Origin of the sequence: Fructobacillus tropaeoli, from assembly GCF_016860625.1 — a bacterium.
GTDB classification, from domain to species: domain Bacteria; phylum Bacillota; class Bacilli; order Lactobacillales; family Lactobacillaceae; genus Fructobacillus; species Fructobacillus tropaeoli.
The window spans coordinates 169,492-186,476 of the sequence record NZ_BOJU01000002.1; the positions used below are offsets into that span (position 1 = coordinate 169,492).

At 47.2% G+C, this 16,985-nt stretch carries 17 protein-coding genes; 1 reads left to right on the forward strand and 16 read right to left on the reverse strand.

Annotation, left to right across the window (positions count from 1 at the left end):
• Positions 1 to 32: 32 nt before the first annotated feature.
• Together FT12353_RS02870 and FT12353_RS02875 are read right to left on the reverse strand one after the other, a co-directional pair.
• Complete coding sequence (locus FT12353_RS02870) at positions 33 to 824, reverse strand: inositol monophosphatase family protein (protein ID WP_203618248.1); 792 nt, start codon at positions 822 to 824, stop codon at positions 33 to 35.
• Positions 817 to 1,092 (reverse strand): UPF0223 family protein, encoded by a 276-nt coding sequence (locus FT12353_RS02875; RefSeq protein ID WP_047974852.1) that lies wholly within the window; start codon positions 1,090 to 1,092, stop codon positions 817 to 819. Before FT12353_RS02875 ends, FT12353_RS02870 begins: the two co-directional genes overlap by 8 nt.
• Positions 1,093 to 1,297: 205 nt before the next feature.
• On the opposite strand from FT12353_RS02875, the gene def reads away from it, so the two are divergent.
• Positions 1,298 to 1,876 (forward strand): peptide deformylase, encoded by a 579-nt coding sequence (gene def, locus FT12353_RS02880; RefSeq protein WP_047974846.1) that lies wholly within the window; start codon positions 1,298 to 1,300, stop codon positions 1,874 to 1,876.
• A 96-nt stretch (positions 1,877 to 1,972) separates the two neighbouring features.
• Here the strand turns inward: def and FT12353_RS02885 are convergent, their stop codons facing one another.
• From FT12353_RS02885 to rimP, 14 genes are all read right to left on the reverse strand, one after another.
• On the reverse strand, positions 1,973 to 2,884 hold the full coding sequence (locus FT12353_RS02885) for a DnaJ C-terminal domain-containing protein (RefSeq protein ID WP_168778426.1): 912 nt from the start codon (positions 2,882 to 2,884) through the stop codon (positions 1,973 to 1,975).
• A gap of 81 nt (positions 2,885 to 2,965) precedes the next feature.
• A complete protein-coding gene (gene dnaK / locus FT12353_RS02890; RefSeq protein WP_203618256.1) occupies positions 2,966 to 4,813 on the reverse strand; it encodes a molecular chaperone DnaK in 1,848 nt (615 codons plus the stop codon).
• Between the two features lie 99 nt (positions 4,814 to 4,912).
• Positions 4,913 to 5,518: a nucleotide exchange factor GrpE gene (gene grpE / locus FT12353_RS02895; RefSeq protein ID WP_203618258.1), complete on the reverse strand. Its 606-nt coding sequence runs from the start codon at positions 5,516 to 5,518 to the stop codon at positions 4,913 to 4,915.
• 18 nt (positions 5,519 to 5,536) lie between these two features.
• Positions 5,537 to 6,568: a heat-inducible transcriptional repressor HrcA gene (gene hrcA / locus FT12353_RS02900; protein ID WP_203618260.1), complete on the reverse strand. Its 1,032-nt coding sequence runs from the start codon at positions 6,566 to 6,568 to the stop codon at positions 5,537 to 5,539.
• A gap of 191 nt (positions 6,569 to 6,759) precedes the next feature.
• Complete coding sequence (ribF, locus tag FT12353_RS02905; RefSeq protein ID WP_203618262.1) at positions 6,760 to 7,716, reverse strand: riboflavin biosynthesis protein RibF; 957 nt, start codon at positions 7,714 to 7,716, stop codon at positions 6,760 to 6,762.
• A 47-nt stretch (positions 7,717 to 7,763) separates the two neighbouring features.
• Positions 7,764 to 8,693 carry a tRNA pseudouridine(55) synthase TruB gene (truB, locus tag FT12353_RS02910; protein WP_373299312.1) on the reverse strand — a complete coding sequence of 310 codons (930 nt, stop codon included), beginning with the start codon at positions 8,691 to 8,693 and terminating at the stop codon, positions 7,764 to 7,766.
• Positions 8,694 to 8,802: 109 nt separating this feature from the next.
• Positions 8,803 to 9,990 (reverse strand): aminotransferase class I/II-fold pyridoxal phosphate-dependent enzyme, encoded by a 1,188-nt coding sequence (locus FT12353_RS02915; RefSeq protein WP_203618273.1) that lies wholly within the window; start codon positions 9,988 to 9,990, stop codon positions 8,803 to 8,805.
• Between the two features lie 279 nt (positions 9,991 to 10,269).
• Positions 10,270 to 11,493 (reverse strand): aminotransferase class I/II-fold pyridoxal phosphate-dependent enzyme, encoded by a 1,224-nt coding sequence (locus tag FT12353_RS02920; protein ID WP_203618281.1) that lies wholly within the window; start codon positions 11,491 to 11,493, stop codon positions 10,270 to 10,272.
• Positions 11,494 to 11,807: 314 nt separating this feature from the next.
• Complete coding sequence (gene rbfA / locus FT12353_RS02925; protein WP_047974837.1) at positions 11,808 to 12,161, reverse strand: 30S ribosome-binding factor RbfA; 354 nt, start codon at positions 12,159 to 12,161, stop codon at positions 11,808 to 11,810.
• 22 nt (positions 12,162 to 12,183) lie between these two features.
• A complete protein-coding gene (infB, locus tag FT12353_RS02930; RefSeq protein ID WP_203618283.1) occupies positions 12,184 to 14,649 on the reverse strand; it encodes a translation initiation factor IF-2 in 2,466 nt (821 codons plus the stop codon).
• On the reverse strand, positions 14,649 to 14,969 hold the full coding sequence (locus FT12353_RS02935; protein ID WP_059393120.1) for a L7Ae/L30e/S12e/Gadd45 family ribosomal protein: 321 nt from the start codon (positions 14,967 to 14,969) through the stop codon (positions 14,649 to 14,651). The genes infB and FT12353_RS02935 overlap by 1 nt, the downstream gene beginning before the upstream one ends.
• Entirely contained in the window at positions 14,959 to 15,258 is a 300-nt protein-coding gene (rnpM, locus tag FT12353_RS02940) for an RNase P modulator RnpM (protein ID WP_203618284.1), read from the reverse strand. The genes FT12353_RS02935 and rnpM overlap by 11 nt, the downstream gene beginning before the upstream one ends.
• Before the next feature lie 20 nt (positions 15,259 to 15,278).
• Positions 15,279 to 16,451 (reverse strand): transcription termination factor NusA, encoded by a 1,173-nt coding sequence (nusA, locus tag FT12353_RS02945; RefSeq protein WP_203618286.1) that lies wholly within the window; start codon positions 16,449 to 16,451, stop codon positions 15,279 to 15,281.
• A 24-nt stretch (positions 16,452 to 16,475) separates the two neighbouring features.
• Complete coding sequence (gene rimP, locus FT12353_RS02950; protein WP_203618288.1) at positions 16,476 to 16,952, reverse strand: ribosome maturation factor RimP; 477 nt, start codon at positions 16,950 to 16,952, stop codon at positions 16,476 to 16,478.
• Between the last annotated feature and the right edge of the window lie 33 nt (positions 16,953 to 16,985).

Below are 16,985 nucleotides of genomic sequence, written 5' to 3' on the forward strand. Positions count from 1 at the left end.
GCTACTCACAAGAAAGACTAGGGCTTCTCTCCCTAGTCTTTCACTATCTTGACTGACTCGCGATACGTCTTGGTTGTAGCGATTAATACTGTGTTTGATGATAGCATATTTATCGGACTTCCGTCAAGTGATTTGACCACGTAGCCGAGCGTTTCAGCTAGAACACGACCGGCCGCTAAATCCCATGGGGACAGCTTTGAGAAATACCCCGTTGCTTGCTGCAGGAACAAGCGACTAAAGGAAATACCGGCCGATCCCAAAACCCGATAGGCCAAGGCGGCGGAGGCAAGCGTCGCGTAGGGCTTTTCCCCAGCAATCAGACGGCGGCCGGACACGATTAAAATCGATTCTGTCAGGCCAAGGTCGGCCACTGGTGCCAATTTTTGGTCGTTCATGAAAGCCCCAATTTCAGGGCCACCATGGAAGACCTGGTTTGTCATCACTTTGGCAATCCAACCTAATGTTGGCTTTCCATCAACATAGAGGGCCACCATAATGGCAAAATCAGTCTTCTCATGGACAAAATTCAACGTGCCATCAATCGGGTCGATAAACCAGACATGACCAGCCATGGTTTCAGGGCGCTGTAAGTCACCTTCTTCGGCAACGATATGGGCATCGAGGTCGATTGACCGGATATGGTCGACCAGCCACGCCTGGTTGGTGGTATCGAGGTTGGTCACGATGTTGCGAAAATCGCCCTCTTTTTGGCCAACCTGTAAATCTTGGTCCTTAGTCCCTCTGGCTTCGCGCCCCAACTCGACCAACCAGCGTCGCACCGTTTGGTCTACCTGGGATAATTGATCACTCGTCCACTCAGTCATTGACTAAAACCCGCTTGACTGGCTTGTCTGTCAGCTTCATCGTCTGATAGATTGAGCGACCAGTTTGTTGTTCAAAATCACGGTCAAAGGCCTTTTGCTCCGACTTTGATGGGATAACAGTCAAGAACCGCCGGTAAGTCGTTAAGAGGTATTCACGGTCACAGCCACCCTCATAAACCTGCAAAACGGCATCAATCAAATTTGAAACCGCAATAATATCGTCCTGATTCCAATTACCGTCAATTGGAAGCTGGTATTGCTCTGCCATAGAAAATCCTTTCAAATGCACAATGAACATATCACTTATAGTTTAACAAGCTTTCGCTCCCCTTTCCAGAAAAGCTGGCTGATTTAACAGTTCAATCCCCGTACCAATCCACGAAAAAATCAGGAAAGTCAAAGAGCAAAAGCCCGTTGCTAACTGATTTCTGCTATACTTAGAGTTGATAAATTGTAAGTAGGAGTTAACCAACATGACAATTCGTTTCACCATGGATAAAATCACGCGCGACGGTGACCCTGTTCTGCGTGACCAGGCTAAGGAAGTTCCCTTCCCGCTTAGTGCTGAGCACCAACAACTCGCCAAGGATATGATGACTTACTTAGAAGTCTCACAAGACGAGGAAGAAAATGAAAAGTACGGTCTACGCCCCGGCGTTGGCCTGGCTGCCCCACAGGTTGGAGAATCTTTGCAGATGACAGCCATCTTGATTCCCTCTGCTGACCCAGCCGAAGATGCCGAAGACAAGCCATTCTTCAAGGGTGTTGTCTTTAACCCCGTCATCGTGTCTGAAACGGTTGGACGGGCCGCATTGGAGACCGGTGAGGGTTGCCTCTCGGTTGACGAAGACGTTCCTGGCTTTGTCCCTCGGTCAAAGAAGATTACAGTTCGCTACCAAGACGAATCCGGTCAGACTCTGACAAAGACGTTGCGCAACTACCCTGCCATCGTCTTCCAACACGAAATTGACCACTTGCATGGCAAGTTGTACTACGACCACATCAACCGCCAAGATCCATGGCACGTGGACGATTCAACCAAGTACCTTTAAAAATCATAATCAAACACAAAAAGCCGACTCGTCTGAGCCGGCTTTTTTGATTGAACAGATGAAGACTAAAGACGTCTTAACTGATTTTAAATTGTCTTACTTATCGAAGATTGACTTCTTCTTAGCAACCTTAGCACCTGAAGCGGTCGCAAAGGCCTCCAAGGCAGCCTTCTGGTCCTTGTTAAGCTTTGTTGGCACAACAACGTTCACCACAACGAATTGGTCGCCATAGCCGTTACCATGCAAACGAGCAGCACCCTTGCCACCTAAGCGGAAGCGACGACCATTTTGCGTCCCTGCCGGAATCTTCAACTTCACTTCACCGTGAACCGTCTTAACGGGGATTTCAGCCCCCAAAGCCGCCGTGATAAAGTCGATGTCTTGCTGAAGGTAGATATCAGCACCGTCACGCTCAAAGCCATCCTTTGAAGCCGCAACGGAGAAGACCACGTACAGGTCACCCTGTGGACCACCATTAACACCATCTTCACCCTGGCCAGACAAGCGCATCTGCTGACCAGTTTCAACACCCGCTGGTACCTTCACCTTAACCTCGTGCTGTGAACGGTCGGCCTGTGAACGCGTATACTTAACGTTCTTTTCAGTTCCGAAAATGGCTTCCTCAAAAGTCAAATGCATCCGATACTGGAGGTCACGACCCTTACGTGGTGCATTTGGATCCTGGAACCCGCCACCAAACATTTGAGAGAAGATATCGCCCAAATCAGAAAAGTCGCCGAAACCACCCTGAGCACCGCCGAAGCCGCCTTGACCACCAAAGCCACCCTGGGCGCCAGCAGCACCAAATTGGTCATACTGCTGACGCTTCTGTGGGTCACCAAGCGTTTCAAAGGCTTCCTGAACTTCCTTATACTTGTCCTCAGCCCCCGGTTCATGGTTCAAATCAGGGTGGTACTTCTTTGAAAGTTTGCGATATGCTTTTTTAATTTCATCTTGACTAGCTGTCTTAGAAACCCCAAGACGGTCGTAAAATTCAGTGTTATTCACAAGCGGACTCCTTTGATTCAAATATGTACGGACCGAGCCGCAGCTGGTCCATTTTATCAGTTTTCACTGGCAAAGAAAAGATTACTTCTTGTCATCTGGGTTAACTTCTTCGAAGTCACCATCAACGGTGTTGTCATCCTTCTTAGCACCTTCGGCACCGCCCTGTGCTTCTTGGGCTTGTTGTGCTTGCTGGTACAACTTTGTTGCCAATTCAGTAGCTACCTTTTGCAAGTCGTCTGTCTTAGCCTTCAAATCAGTCAAGTCAGCGTCTTCGGCAGCAGCATCTTCCTTAGCCTTCTTCAAAGCATCCAAGGCATCTTGTGTTGGCTTCTTGTCATCATCTGACAACTTGTCGCCAACTTCTTCCAACGTCTTTTCAGTCTGGAAAATCAATTGGTCGGCGTTGTTGCGCGTTTCAACTGCTTCCTTCTTCTTGTTGTCGGCTTCTTCGTTTGCCTTGGCGTCGTTCATCATCTTTTCGATTTCTTCGTCAGACAAACCACCGGCAGCTTGGATGGTAATCTTTTGTTCCTTTTGCGTTCCCAAATCCTTAGCAGAAACGTTCACGATACCGTTACGGTCGATATCAAACGTCACTTCGATTTGTGGGACACCACGCTTTGCAGCAGGGATGTCAGACAATTGGAAACGACCTAAGGTCTTGTTATCAGCGGCCATTGAACGTTCACCTTGCAAAACGTGAATGTCAACGGCTGGCTGGTTGTCTTCTGCAGTTGAGAAGACTTGTGACTTTGAAGTTGGGATTGTCGTGTTACGATCAATCAACTTCGTGAAGACGCCACCCATGGTTTCGATACCAAGTGACAAAGGCGTAACATCCAACAAGACAACGTCCTTCACATCCCCAGTAATCACACCACCTTGAACAGCGGCACCCAAGGCAACGGCTTCATCAGGGTTGATTGAGTGGTTTGGTTCCTTACCAGTCATCTTCTTCACTGATTCTTGGACAGCAGGGATACGAGTTGAACCACCGTTCAAGATTACTTCATCAATGTCGTTAAATGACAAGCCAGCATCCTTCAAGGCGTTCATCACAGGTGCTTCGGCCTTCTTGACCAAATCAGCTGTCAATTCGTTGAACTTTGCGCGAGTCAAAGAAGTTTGCAAGTGCAAAGGTCCTTGGTCGCCAGAAGCGATAAATGGCAAGTCGATTTGTGCTTCAGTAGCTGAAGACAAAGTCTTCTTAGCAGTTTCAGCGGCATCCTTCAAACGTTGCAAGGCCAACTTGTCTTGCTTCAAGTCGATGCCGTTTTCCTTCTTAAATTCATCAGCCAAGTAGTCGATAATCTTAGCATCAAAGTCATCACCACCAAGGTGAGTATCACCGTTTGTTGACAAAACTTCGAAGACACCGTCGCCTAATTCAAGGACAGAAACATCAAATGTTCCTCCACCAAGGTCATAGACCAAGATCTTTTCATCCTTATCCAACTTGTCCATTCCATAAGCCAATGAAGCGGCCGTTGGTTCGTTGATGATACGTTCTACTTCCAAACCAGCAATCTTACCGGCATCCTTGGTAGCTTGACGTTGAGCATCGTTAAAGTATGCAGGAACCGTAATTACGGCCTTGTCAACCTTTTCACCCAAGTAGTCTTCTGCATAGCCCTTGATGTACTGCAAAATCATGGCTGAAATTTCTTGTGGTGTGTAGTCCTTACCATCAACGGTTACCTTGTAACCTTCTTCGCCCATGTGAGACTTAATTGATGAAATCGTGTCTGGGTTTGTGATTGCTTGGCGCTTTGCAACGTCACCAACCTGGGTCTCCCCATTCTTAAATGACACAACTGAAGGTGTCGTCCGACCACCATCAGGGTTTGTAATAATCTTTGGCTTGCCACCTTCCAAAACGGCAACAGCTGAGTTAGTAGTTCCTAAATCAATTCCGATAATCTTTGACATAGTATATCGACCCTTCCTATTTTTTAAATCATATTCTTAAGCTTTTTAAGGTGTGGTGCCAAAAGGCTGAGTCACCAGATATTTGCTGTTTGACAAATATTATTGTCCAACCGCGACCATCGCTGGACGAATGACGCGATCTTGAAGGACATAGCCCTTTTGCAAGACCGTTGCCACTTGGTCGGCCTTGATTTCGCCTTCTGCCGGCACGGATTGAACACCCTGCATGGTATTGGGATCAAAATCATCACCAACTTGGCCGACCTCTTGAATACCATTGGTTGTCAACGCCTGCTTCAAAGTCTTCAACGTGATTTCAACACCCTTGTGGATTTGTGCCACCTGGTCGTCATCCCCCACTTCAACGGCAAGAGCGCGCTCCAAGTTATCAACCACCGGTAAGATGGCTTCGGCTAATTTCTGGCCGTCATACTTGCGAATATTTTGAATTTCACGAGCATTACGACTTTGGATGTTTTGAATTTCAGCCTGAGCACGAAGTAATTCGTCATCCTTCTTCTCAAGGGCTGCTTGCAAATCAGCTAGTGGATCCACTGCTGGTTCCTCCACTGATTCTGCTTGCGTCTCTTCTGATTTGTCCTTAGCTTCTTCTTGAGTTTGGTCTGCATCAGCAAATTCCTTTGCCTCTGTTTCTTCCTCAATATCAGCTTGCTTCAAATCTTTTTCATCTTCAGACTTCGCCACGGGCGTTCCTCCTTTTGGTTAAACATATTCGAGTAATTTTGTATCTAGTGCTTTGGCAAAGGTTGATAATAATCGGGCAACCTTAGCATATGGCATCCGAATGGGACCCACTAATGCGATCACACCGCCATCATCGCCACCGACCGAAAACAGTGCGGCCAGAATGGCGTAATCCTGCAAAAGCGACGTTGGCAACTCCTGACCCAAGCGAATCGTCACCGACTGTTTTTGTGTCACAGCCAATTGGCGCACCGCCTCAGGCGAGTCAAACAACTCCAAGACCGACCGGGCTTCCTTCAGGTTTAAGTAGGCGTCGTCGGCCACCTCTAAGAGGTTGAGCCGGCCACCAATGTGGACCTGCTCTTCAACCGATCGAGCCAACACTTCACCGAAGAGCTGCAGGAAAGCTGCCGGGCTTTCAACATTGCGTGAAAGCGTGACGGGCAACTCTTCTGAATTCATCAGTGAAAGAACCTCTTGAACCGGTCTGCCAACCATCTGTGCATTGATATAGGCCACCATGTCCGTTAAGGACGAGACGGTCATTTCTTTTGGTAGGCGGAAAGTTTGTGAGGTTACCTTCCCATCAGACGTTGCTAAGACGGCCAAAACCTGTTGCCGTTCCAATTGAATTAATTGAAAGGACGAGATTTTTAGGTTAACGGCCTTTGGTTTTAACACCAATGCCGTTAACCCCGTCATGTCTGCTAATTGCCGGGCCGTTTGGCCAAGCAAATCATCCAATTCATGGAAGTTACCACGAATCCGTTGGGCAATCAGCGCAACATCTTGGTCAGAAACCTGGTCGGCCACCATTAAGTGGTCAAGGTAGTAGCGGTAACCAGCTTTTGAAGGAATTCGACCGGCGGAGGTGTGGAGCTTTTTAATCAGCTCGGCTTCCTCCAAGAAACTCATCTCATTGCGAATCGTTGCCGGTGAAAATTCCAAATTTAACTGGTCATGTAAGGTCTTTGACCCGACCGCTCGGGCGGTCTGGGTATATTCATAAATAATCGCCGCCAAAATTAATTGCTGTCGATCAGTTAGCATCAACCCAAACCCCCTTTAATTTTGTTTAGCACTCAAAACTCTTAACTGCTAACAACTATATTATACAAAAGATTCAGAAAAATGCAAACTATTTTTAGCACTCTTTACAAACGAGTGCTAATTTCATGAAAACCCCCATCTATCAACCTTATCAGCGATTATGTCATGGCAAAGAAAAAAGCAGATTAAAATTAATCTGCTTTTTCTTGAAAGTATTCACGTGTATTTTGTTGGTCAATCAGCAACTGGTCAACCAAGGCTTCTGCGGAGTCGAACTTCACTTCATTGCGTAACTTCGCGTACCACTGAACCTTTACCGGTTCGCCATAAACTTCATCGGCGAAATCAAAAAGGTTGATTTCAACCGTCACCGGTCGGTTCGCTTCAAAAGTCACATTGCGACCAATCGAGGCCATGCCATCAACCCAGCGGCCATCAACATAGGCGCTCACAGCGTAAACGCCGATACCAGGCAGGAATTCAACTTCCGGCGTCCAGATATTAATCGTTGGGAAGCCCAGCGTTCGGCCACGAGCATCCCCATGGACAATCAGCCCAGTAGTTTCGTGAACGCGACCAAGACTTTCCGTTACGGCGACCAAATCACCTGCTGCTAGGTCCTGGCGAATCTGCCTTGAGGCCACCTTGGCAGCTGATTTACCGAGGGTCTTCTTAGCAACCGTCAGGACATCAAAGCGACCAGCAGCATATTCAGGCAGGTGAGCCATGTCAGCTTGGTACTCCTTCTTGCCGTAGCGGTGGTCAAAGCCCGCAACAACGGTATGAACCTGGAGAGGCAAAAGGATTTCCTTAATAAATTCTTCCGGATGCAAGGCCGAAAGGTGTGACGTCAATTGAAGGCAGTACACCCGATCAACGCCCAGCTTCCCTAAGAGCTGAACCTTCTGGTCCAGGGGTGTTAAATCATGCCAGGGCTGGGGCAGTTTTTTAAATACTAGGCCCGGGTAAGGGCTATAAGTCAAAACGGCCAGTGGCAAGCCATTTTCGTGTGCCACCCGCGCCGCTTCCTGGATCACCTTTTGGTGGCCCAGGTGAACCCCGTCAAAAAAGCCCATTGCTAGCACTTGTTTGCTAGTCAACTGGGGCAATTCTTTTAATGGATAATGCAAAGATATTAATTCAGTCATGGGCATATTATAGCAGAGTTTTTACCAATTCAATCACTTAGCTTGTTTCAATTTTGGGCAAAGAAATACCGCGACCGCCAAAGTTGCTGGTCGGTATCAAAGGCGTAGACCGCCAACAACTGGTCTTGGCCATACACCTGATAGTAACCGGCTTCATTTTGTGGCCAGGTGCTAACTGGAATTTTTTGCCCGTTCTTGACCGCAAAAACCTCGTCTTGGGTCAACACCTTCTTCGGCCAAGTCAACACGGACTCAATGGCATGCACGTGCGTTAAAATTTCAGGATAATCCATCGCCAACAAGTCATCGAGTGGGACGGCTTGGTCGATGGTAAAGCCAGAGCCGGCTGTGCGTTTCAAGGCCGTCATCGTCGCAGGCAGTCCTAATTTTTGACCGAGGTCATAGGCCAGGGTTCGAATATAGGTTCCCTTGGAAACTTGGGCCAAGAAGTCCATTTGCTGGTAAGGTTGCCCTTCAACCCAGGTTAATGGACTAGTCTGGTCGAAACGATAAATAGTCGCCTCTCGCTTGGGGAGTTCAACCTCTTCCCCCGCTCGCGCATATTCATAGAGGCGCTTGCCGTTGACCTTGACGGCCGAATAGATTGGTGGAATCTGGATAATGTCACCGGTCAAATCAGCTCGAGCTGCGTCGAGCTGACCCTGGTCAATAGCTGCTGTCAAAGGTTGTTCTTCAACAACCGCCCCATCAGCATCCTGACTTTCCGTTGCATAGCCAAAGGTCACCGTCCCCGTGTAGGTTTTTGGCCGACTCTGCAAGAGGTCAATTAACTTGGTCGCCTTCCCCAAGGCGACGACCAAAACGCCCTCCACGTTTGGATCTAAAGTCCCTGCGTGGCCAATCTTCTTCTGTCCGGTTACCCGCCGTAGTCGTGCAACCACACCAAAGGAAGTCATTTCCTTGGGCTTATTTACGACCAGCAGGCCGGATAGTTCGGGGTGCTTTTCTGTTGCCATCATTGGCCTCCATCTGTGCAATTAAAAAAACCGACCAAAATGCGACATGATTTCAGCCCCCAAATTTCAAGGTTGATAGTCAAAAGCGTCTTTTTGGTCGGTTCTTATTTTACCGATTTGCACGGGCCTTTTCAATGTAGTCCCGCAATTTTGCAAAGCCGATTTCTAATTGGTCTTGAGCAGTTGCATAAGAAATTCGGATATAAGCGTTCGCCTCTTTAAAGTGGGAGAAAGCTGCTCCAGGAATAACTGCAACCTTACCCTCTTCTGCTAATTTTTCAGCAAAAGTCCAGCCATCCGTGCCAAAATCAGCCGGAATCTTGGCAAAGAGGTAAAAGGCCCCTTCAGGATCAACAACGTCAAAGCCAAGGTCTTCTAAGGCCTGCTTAGCAAAGTCACGTCGGTCTTGGTAACTTTCCTTCATGTAGTCCAACTCTGCTCGCGTCATCTGCAAGGCCGTCTCTGCCCCGTCTTCGATAAAGGTTGGTACAGAGTAAGTCAAAGAGCCGTGCACCTTTTGAATATACTGCATCACACTGGCTGGGCCCAAGATAAAGCCGAGGCGGTAACCCGTCATGGCATGAGACTTTGAAAGACCGTTAACAACCAGTGTCTGTTCTGGCAACAGCTTCCCAATTGAATAATGGTCATGGGCATAGGTCAATTCAGAATAAATTTCATCTGAAATTACCCAAATTTGGTGTTTCTTAAAGCAAGCAGCCAACTCTTTCAACTCTTCCTTTGAGTAAGTCACCCCTGTTGGGTTATTTGGATAGTTCAAGAGAATGGCACGAACCGGTACCGTCGCTTGAGCCAGTGCTTCGTCAACGAGAGCCGGGGTCAACTTAAATTTATTCTTCGCCGTATCGATTGGTACCGCAACGCCGTCGGCCAAGCTCAGCGAGGCAAAGTAAGAACCATAAGCAGGTTCTGGAATCAAAAGTCCCTCGCCCTTCGCAATCAAGGTCTTAAAGATTGACTGCATGGCTTCCGTCACACCAACGGTCACAACAACGTTATCAATGCTTGAATAATCAAGGTCGTAACGATCCTTCATATAACCCAAAATTGCCTTGCGGACACCTGGTTCCCCCTGAGAGTTTCCATAATGGGAACGGTTATTATTAATGGCGGCAATCGTCGCCTCCTTGACAACGGCTGGCGTATCAAAGCCCGGCTCCCCAAAGGTCAAAAAGGTTAAGTCCTCAATTCCTGAGACTTGTCGTTGAAAGCCCAACAACTTATCGGGGGCGATTGAAACAACCGCCTGGTTAACTGGTAAAAGTGGTTCTGTCATTTTCCTGGTTCCTTTCGTCTTGCTGGTGAAAGCAGCCATTCTCATGGCATCCATCGCACATTCCAGTCTACACGAAAATGAACTTTTTTGAAAGGATTTATGGCATTTTTATGAGATTTATCCTCATTTATCTTTTACAAATCAGCGCAATAAAAGGAACCCGCTCAATGACATGTCCCAATTTTAGGGCTCATCTCGCAATGGGTTCCTTTTGTTGTGCTTTGTCATGGTCGTTGCAGCCATCCACGGCAAAGCTGATTTTTGAATGAAAGCCAAGGACTAGTCAGCCAGGGCCGTCATATCTTCTGACAGTGCCTCAGCAGTCTCTTGGGCTGCACGTTGTTCGTCTACGTATGTTTTCAAGCGCTTCAGGCCTTCTTGCAATTGCGCCATATCGGCTGCGTAAGAAATCCGGATAAACTTCTTTGCTTCATCGAAGAAGGAGAAGCCGGCTCCAGGAATCACCGACACCTTGGCCTGATGAGCCAAGTCTGTAGCAAATGCCCAGCCATCTTCGCCCAAATCAGCTGGTAATTTGGCAAAAAGGTAAAAGGCACCCTTTGGCGAGACCAGTTCAAAGCCCAAATCTTCCAAAAACTTCTTAGCGTAATCACGGCGCTTTTGGTACTCAACCCTCATGAAGGCTAAGTCTTCCTTTGGAATCTGCAAAGCAGCGACCGCCCCGTCTTGGATAAAGGTTGGCACGGCAAAGACCAAGGGACCATGCACCTTTTGGATTTGCTGAATCAATGCGGTTGGTCCAAGGATAAAGCCGAGGCGGTAACCCGTCATGGCGTGTGATTTTGACAAACCATTAACCACCACCGTTTGATCAGGCAAGAGCTTACCCATTGAATAGTGGTCACCCTCATAAGTCAATTCAGAATAAATTTCGTCTGAAATCACCCAGAGATCATGTCGCTTGAAAGCTTCTGCTAACTCTTCAAGCTCTTCTTTCGTGTAAGTAACACCAGTTGGGTTATTGGGATAGTTAAAGAGAATGGCATGCACGTCTTCTGTCGTTTCGGCCATCGTCTCGTCAATCAAGGCGGGCGTCAGCTTATAAGCGGTCTTTCCCGTATCAATTGGAACAGCCGTGCCTCCGGCCAAACTTAAAGCCGAGAAATAAGAGCCATAGGCTGGGTCTGGGATTAAGAGGCCCTGACCAGGTGCGAGCAAGGTTTTGAAGATTGATTGCATTGCCTCCGTAACCCCAACGGTCACAATCACGTTATCAATACTTGGATAGTGGAGGTCATAACGGTCGGCCATATAGTCTAAGATGGCTGAGCGGAGCTTTGGTTCCCCCTGAGAATCACCATAGTGGGACCGATCTTCCTCGATTGCTTGAATCGTCGCTTTTTTCACCGGCGCGGGCGTCGCAAAACCAGGTTCTCCAAAGGTCAATGAGACCAGCCCTTCAATATTGGCAACGGAGTGTTGGAAGTCTAACAGCTTGTCGGGTGTCAAGCTGACAACTGCATTGTTTAATGGTTTTGGCATGATGAAATCCTTTCGACTGATTCGTTCTGTAAGTGGACCAACAACGGCCCTTCTTCTTAGTTTCTTAGTCTACACAAAGTGCTTGGCTTTTCATAGGTGATAAACATGAAACTATTGTAAGTTATCGTGATTTTTAATCACTTTACTACTATCTATCATAACAAAAAGGGATAAAAGGAAAATAAAAGCGCCGCTATTCGATTGCAATCAACATTATGGCGGTGACTGGATGCCCGGTTGCAGCTGATTTTTCAAGGGAAACAAAAAGGGACCTGCTCATCGCAAGTCCCTTTTTCAGTCAAGTTGCCTTGACCTTAATCCTTCTTGTGCAAACCGCGGATCAATTCTTCAATATGGTCACCATACTGAATTGAATTATCCAAGACGAAATGCAATTCCGGAATCTTATAAACAGTTAACCGTGCTCCTAATTCACGACGAATCAAGCCTGAAGCGGCTTCTAAGCCGGCTTGAGCCTTCTTTCGGTCAGAAGCATAGTCTGACAAAATCGAGTAGTAAATCGTAGCGATTTGCAGGTCACCAGAAACTTCCACAGAAGTCACCGTAACGTCCTGAACTCGCGGATCATTCACTCGCTTTAAAATCAGGTCAGTCACGTCTTTTTGAATTTCCTGGGCCAAACGCCCAGCGCGTTGTGCATTTGCCATCAAGACCTCCCATCAGTAAAGCTTACTTAGGCTTTACTTCTTCCATGATGTAAGCTTCGACTGCATCACCTGGTTGAATATCGTTGAACTTGTTAACGGTGAAACCAAATTCGTAGCCGAACTTCACTTCGTTAACCGCATCCTTACCACGTTGCAAGGAAGCTAATTGACCATCATAAATGACCGTACCATTGCGGATAATACGAACCTTTGAATCCTTGGTAATCTTACCTTCTTCAACGCTGGCACCAGCAATGGTTCCAACCTTAGAGAACTTGAAGAGTTCCTTAACAACGATTTGGCCAATAACCTTTTCTTCATAGACAGGTTCAAGTTGACCCTTCATTGCGGCTGTCACATCATCAATCGCGTCATAGATGACTGAGTAGAAACGCATGTCAATCTTGTCGTTATTAGCTTGTGACTTGGCAAACGGTGTTGGGCGAACGTTAAAGCCTAAGATAATGGCACCAGAAGCTTCCGCCAAAGAAACATCTGATTCGTTAATGGCACCAACAGCAGAGTGAACAACATCTACTCGAACGCCATCAACTTCAATCTTCTTCAATGAACCAGTCAAGGCTTCAACAGAACCCTGAACATCGGCCTTAACAATAACTGGCACTGTCTTCATGGCCTTTTCAGCCATCGTGTTGAACAACGTATCCAATGTGACAACAGAACCGGCGTTACGAACTTCTTCACGAGCACGCTTTGCACGTTCTTCACCAGCCGCACGAGCAGTCTTTTCGTCTGCCATGACGATAAAGCGGTCACCAGCCAAAGGCACTTCGTTCAAACCAGTGATTTGAACAGGTGTAGCTGGCTTAGCTGCATCGATGTCTTGTCCCTTTTCGTTGGTCATCGTCCGGACACGACCATAAGTGTTTCCAACAACGATTGGGTCACCAACATGGAGCGTTCCCTGTTGAATCAAAACAGTTGAGACAGGACCACGGCCCTTATCCAAACGAGCTTCGATAACAGAACCACGAGCAGGTTGTGTTGGGTCAGCCTTCAATTCCAAAACATCAGCTTCCAACAAAATCATTTCCAGCAATTGGTCAACATTTTGACCAAACTTAGCTGAAATTTGAACGAAGATCGTGTCACCACCATACTCTTCAGGAACCAAATCATAGGCCATCAACTCGTTCATGACTTGTTCAGGGTTAGCCCCTTCCTTATCAATCTTGTTAACAGCAACGATGACTGGCGTACCAGCGGCCTTAGCATGGTTAATTGCTTCGATTGTCTGTGGTTGCACACCATCATCGGCAGCAACAACCAAAACCGTGATATCCGTCACGTTGGCACCACGGGCACGCATTTCCGTAAAGGCCGCGTGACCAGGAGTATCCAAGAAAGTAATCAACTTATCGTTCAAACGTGCTTGGTAGGCACCGATATGCTGTGTGATTCCACCAGCTTCGCCAGCAGTCACGTTCGTCTTACGCAAGTAATCCAACAGCGTCGTCTTACCGTGGTCGACGTGTCCCATGATAGTCACAACAGGGGCACGTGGTTCCAAGGCCTCTTCGTTAATCGTTTCATCATCGAAGAAGCGGTCGATATCGGCCACATCTTCTTCTTCTTTTTGCTTTGCTTCAATACCATAATCAGCTGCCAAAACCTCAATGGTATCTTCATCCAATGATTGGTTTTGGTTGGTCACAACACCAAGTAAGAACAACTTCTTAATGATTTCAGTGGCATCACGGTGCAAAAGCTTAGCCAAGTCCTGCACGTTCATGCCGACCTTGTATTCCAAAACTTCTGGCAATGGCTGTTCCTTACGAACTGTCACTGGCTTCTTTGGTGCTTGCTTAGCAGCAATACGACGAGCCTTCTTTGAGCCATGTGGCTTGTCGTTACGGCGTGGTGTTTGCTGACCAGTACCGTTGGTATTGCGCTTGCGAGTGTTATTCCGAGCAGAATTGTTGCCTGAAGCAAGTGAACCACCAAAGCGACCTTGACCAGAATTAGCTTCTGCCTTAGCACCTGAAGCAGCTGGCTTAGCAGCGGCGGCTGCAGGCTTCTTTGCTTCAGCCGGCTTCTTAGCGGCTGGCTTCTTCTTTGCCTGCTGCTTTGCTTCTTGAGCCTTCTTGTTTTCAGAAACGTATTCCTTCAAACTGTCATCTTTTTGAGCAGAATAGTTAATCTGCCCTTCCCGTGGCTTTGTTGACCATGACTTCTTTTCGCGAATCATTGGCCGACCGGCATTGTTACTCCGGTTGTTGTTATTGTTGCGACGGTTACCGCCTTGACCCTGTTGGCCGTTACCTGGGCGGTTGTTATTGTTGTTGCGGCGGTTTTGTTGACCACCTTCTTGTGTCTTTGGACGAGGCCGGTTTGCATTTTGTGGCTTGGCTTCATCTGATAATTTAGCGGCGTGCCGGCGTTGTGAAGCAGGCAATTCTTTTCTTTCTGGTACTGCCTGTTTGCGGGTCGGCCGGTTGGAACCTGAAAACTTTTTTTCTTCTGCCATTAATTCCGCTCCTTTTCTTCGAGTAATTGTTTAATTTTTTTCGCAAAGCCATTATTGGTGATGGCCATAATCGACCGATTTAAACCAATTGCTTGACTTAATTCATCCTTAGTAAAATCTTCAACCAAGGTCACCTGATAAAAGCTGGTTTTGTCCCGAAATTTCTTTTGCTGGCTGGCACCACCATCTTTTGGGAAAAAGGCAACTTTCGCCTTTTGGCCTTGAATAGCAGTTAGCGTGTCGTTGGTCCCGTAAACGAGGCTCTTAGACATGCGTGCCAAACCAAGTAAGTGTAAGATTTGTTCTTCTTCACTTTTCATTTTCAAACAACTCTTTTCGGGCTTGCTGATGGTCAACATAAGCAAAGAGTTCTTCATAAAAAGCCGGATCAATTGGCATTGAAAAGGCCTTTTCAAAGACGCGCTTTTCCTTTGCTTCCTTGGCAATCTCACGGTTTAAGGAAATATAGGCACCGCGACCGTTTTGTTTACCAGAGGGATCTAAGAAGACCTCCCCTTCCTTATTTTTAACGACCCGGACCAGGTCCTTTTTGGCAAACATTTCGCCAGTCACGATATCTTTTCTTAAGGGAACCTTCCGTGTTTTCATGAAAGAACCTCCTCTAATACTTAGTCTTCTTGGTCTGTTGCTGCTTGATTGTCGTCTGCTGGTTCAACAGGTGCCTGAGTTTCCTCAACCACTGCCTGATCACCACCATCAGCCGCTTCGTTTGCTTCTGCCTTTTCAACTGCTAAGTCGCGGGCTTCGCTTTCGGCCTTGATATCAATCTTAAAACCAGTCAAACGGGCTGCTAAACGGGCGTTTTGTCCCTTCTTACCAATTGCCAATGACAATTGGTCGTCCGGTACAATCACAGTGACAGATTGCTCATTGTTGGCATCAAAAATCACGTCCGTTACTTCGGCTGGGTTCAATGCATTGGCGATATACTGGGCTTCATCTTCCACCCATTCCACGATATCCATATGCTCGCCACCCAATTCCGTCACAACGGCTTGAACACGGGCACCACGTTGCCCAACTAAGGCACCAACGGGGTCCAAATCAGCATCGTGCGTGTAAACCGCAATCTTTGATCGGTCACCAGCTTCACGGGCAATGGAAACAATTTCCACTGTACCATCATAAACTTCTGGCACTTCTTGTTCAAACAAACGCTTGACCAAATCAGGAGCTGTCCGGGAAACAAAGATTTGTGGTCCTTTCAAGGAATTGTCAACCTTGTTCACCAAAACCTTGATGCGATCGCGCATGCGGTAGGTCTCATTTGGCATTTGGTCGCCCTGTGTCATGACGGCTTCCTGCTTGCCTGGCAACATCACGTACAAGAAACGGCTGTCCTGACGTTCAACCTCACCAGTGATGATTTCATCTTGGTAATCTTGATACTTGTCATAAATTGCTTGACGAGTTGCTTCGCGCATCTTCTGCACAATCACCTGCTTAGCTGCCTGCGCAGCCATCCGACCGAAGTCCTTTGGTGTGACATCGAAACGAATTTCGTCACCCGGTTCATAGGCCTTGTTAATTTCCAAGGCTTCCGTCAAAGGAATTTCAGTATCGGGGTCAACCAAGTCATCATCCAAGACAACCAGCTTGACCTGCTTAATGGTCATTTGACCCTTTTTATCATCAAAAGTTGCTTCAACATTTTGAGCCGCGTTGTACTGCTTCTTATAAGCGGCCTTCAAAGCATTTTCCAAAGCTTCTACAACAACTTCGCGGTCGATTCCACGTTCTTGCTCTAAGGCATCTAAGGCTTGTACTAATTCTTTACTCATTTGCTTTCTCCACTTTCAATTAGTTTAAAATTGAACGGCCACAATGGCTTTGGCAATTTCATCAAAGGTAACATCCAACTTCTCTTGATCACTTTGCAGTGACAAACCATTTTCATTTAAATCAGTGATTTGACCGGTCCATTGCTTTTGACCATCCTTGGCCGCAAATAAAGCAACGGTCACTGCCAAATCGTCCTCCTTCGCCCAGGCAAAGTGCCAAGGTTCGGCCAGGCTACGATCCATCCCAGGAGAAGCAATGTCTAACATATACTCACCTGGAACCGGATCAACTGCTGCATCATCCAAGGCCTCATTGACCAACTGAGTAAACTCAGTAATCTGCGCCATGGAAATGTTTTGGTGGTCTGGTAAATCAACTAACACTTCGACTGTTTTTTGTCCACCAACCTTCTTGATGTTTAAATCCCAGAGCAAAAGCCCCTGTTTTTCAATGATTGGATTTAAAATCTCAAGCAAGGCTTGATTCTTTGCCTGTGCCATCCAAACTCCTTTTTGGTTTTCTGCCATAAAAAA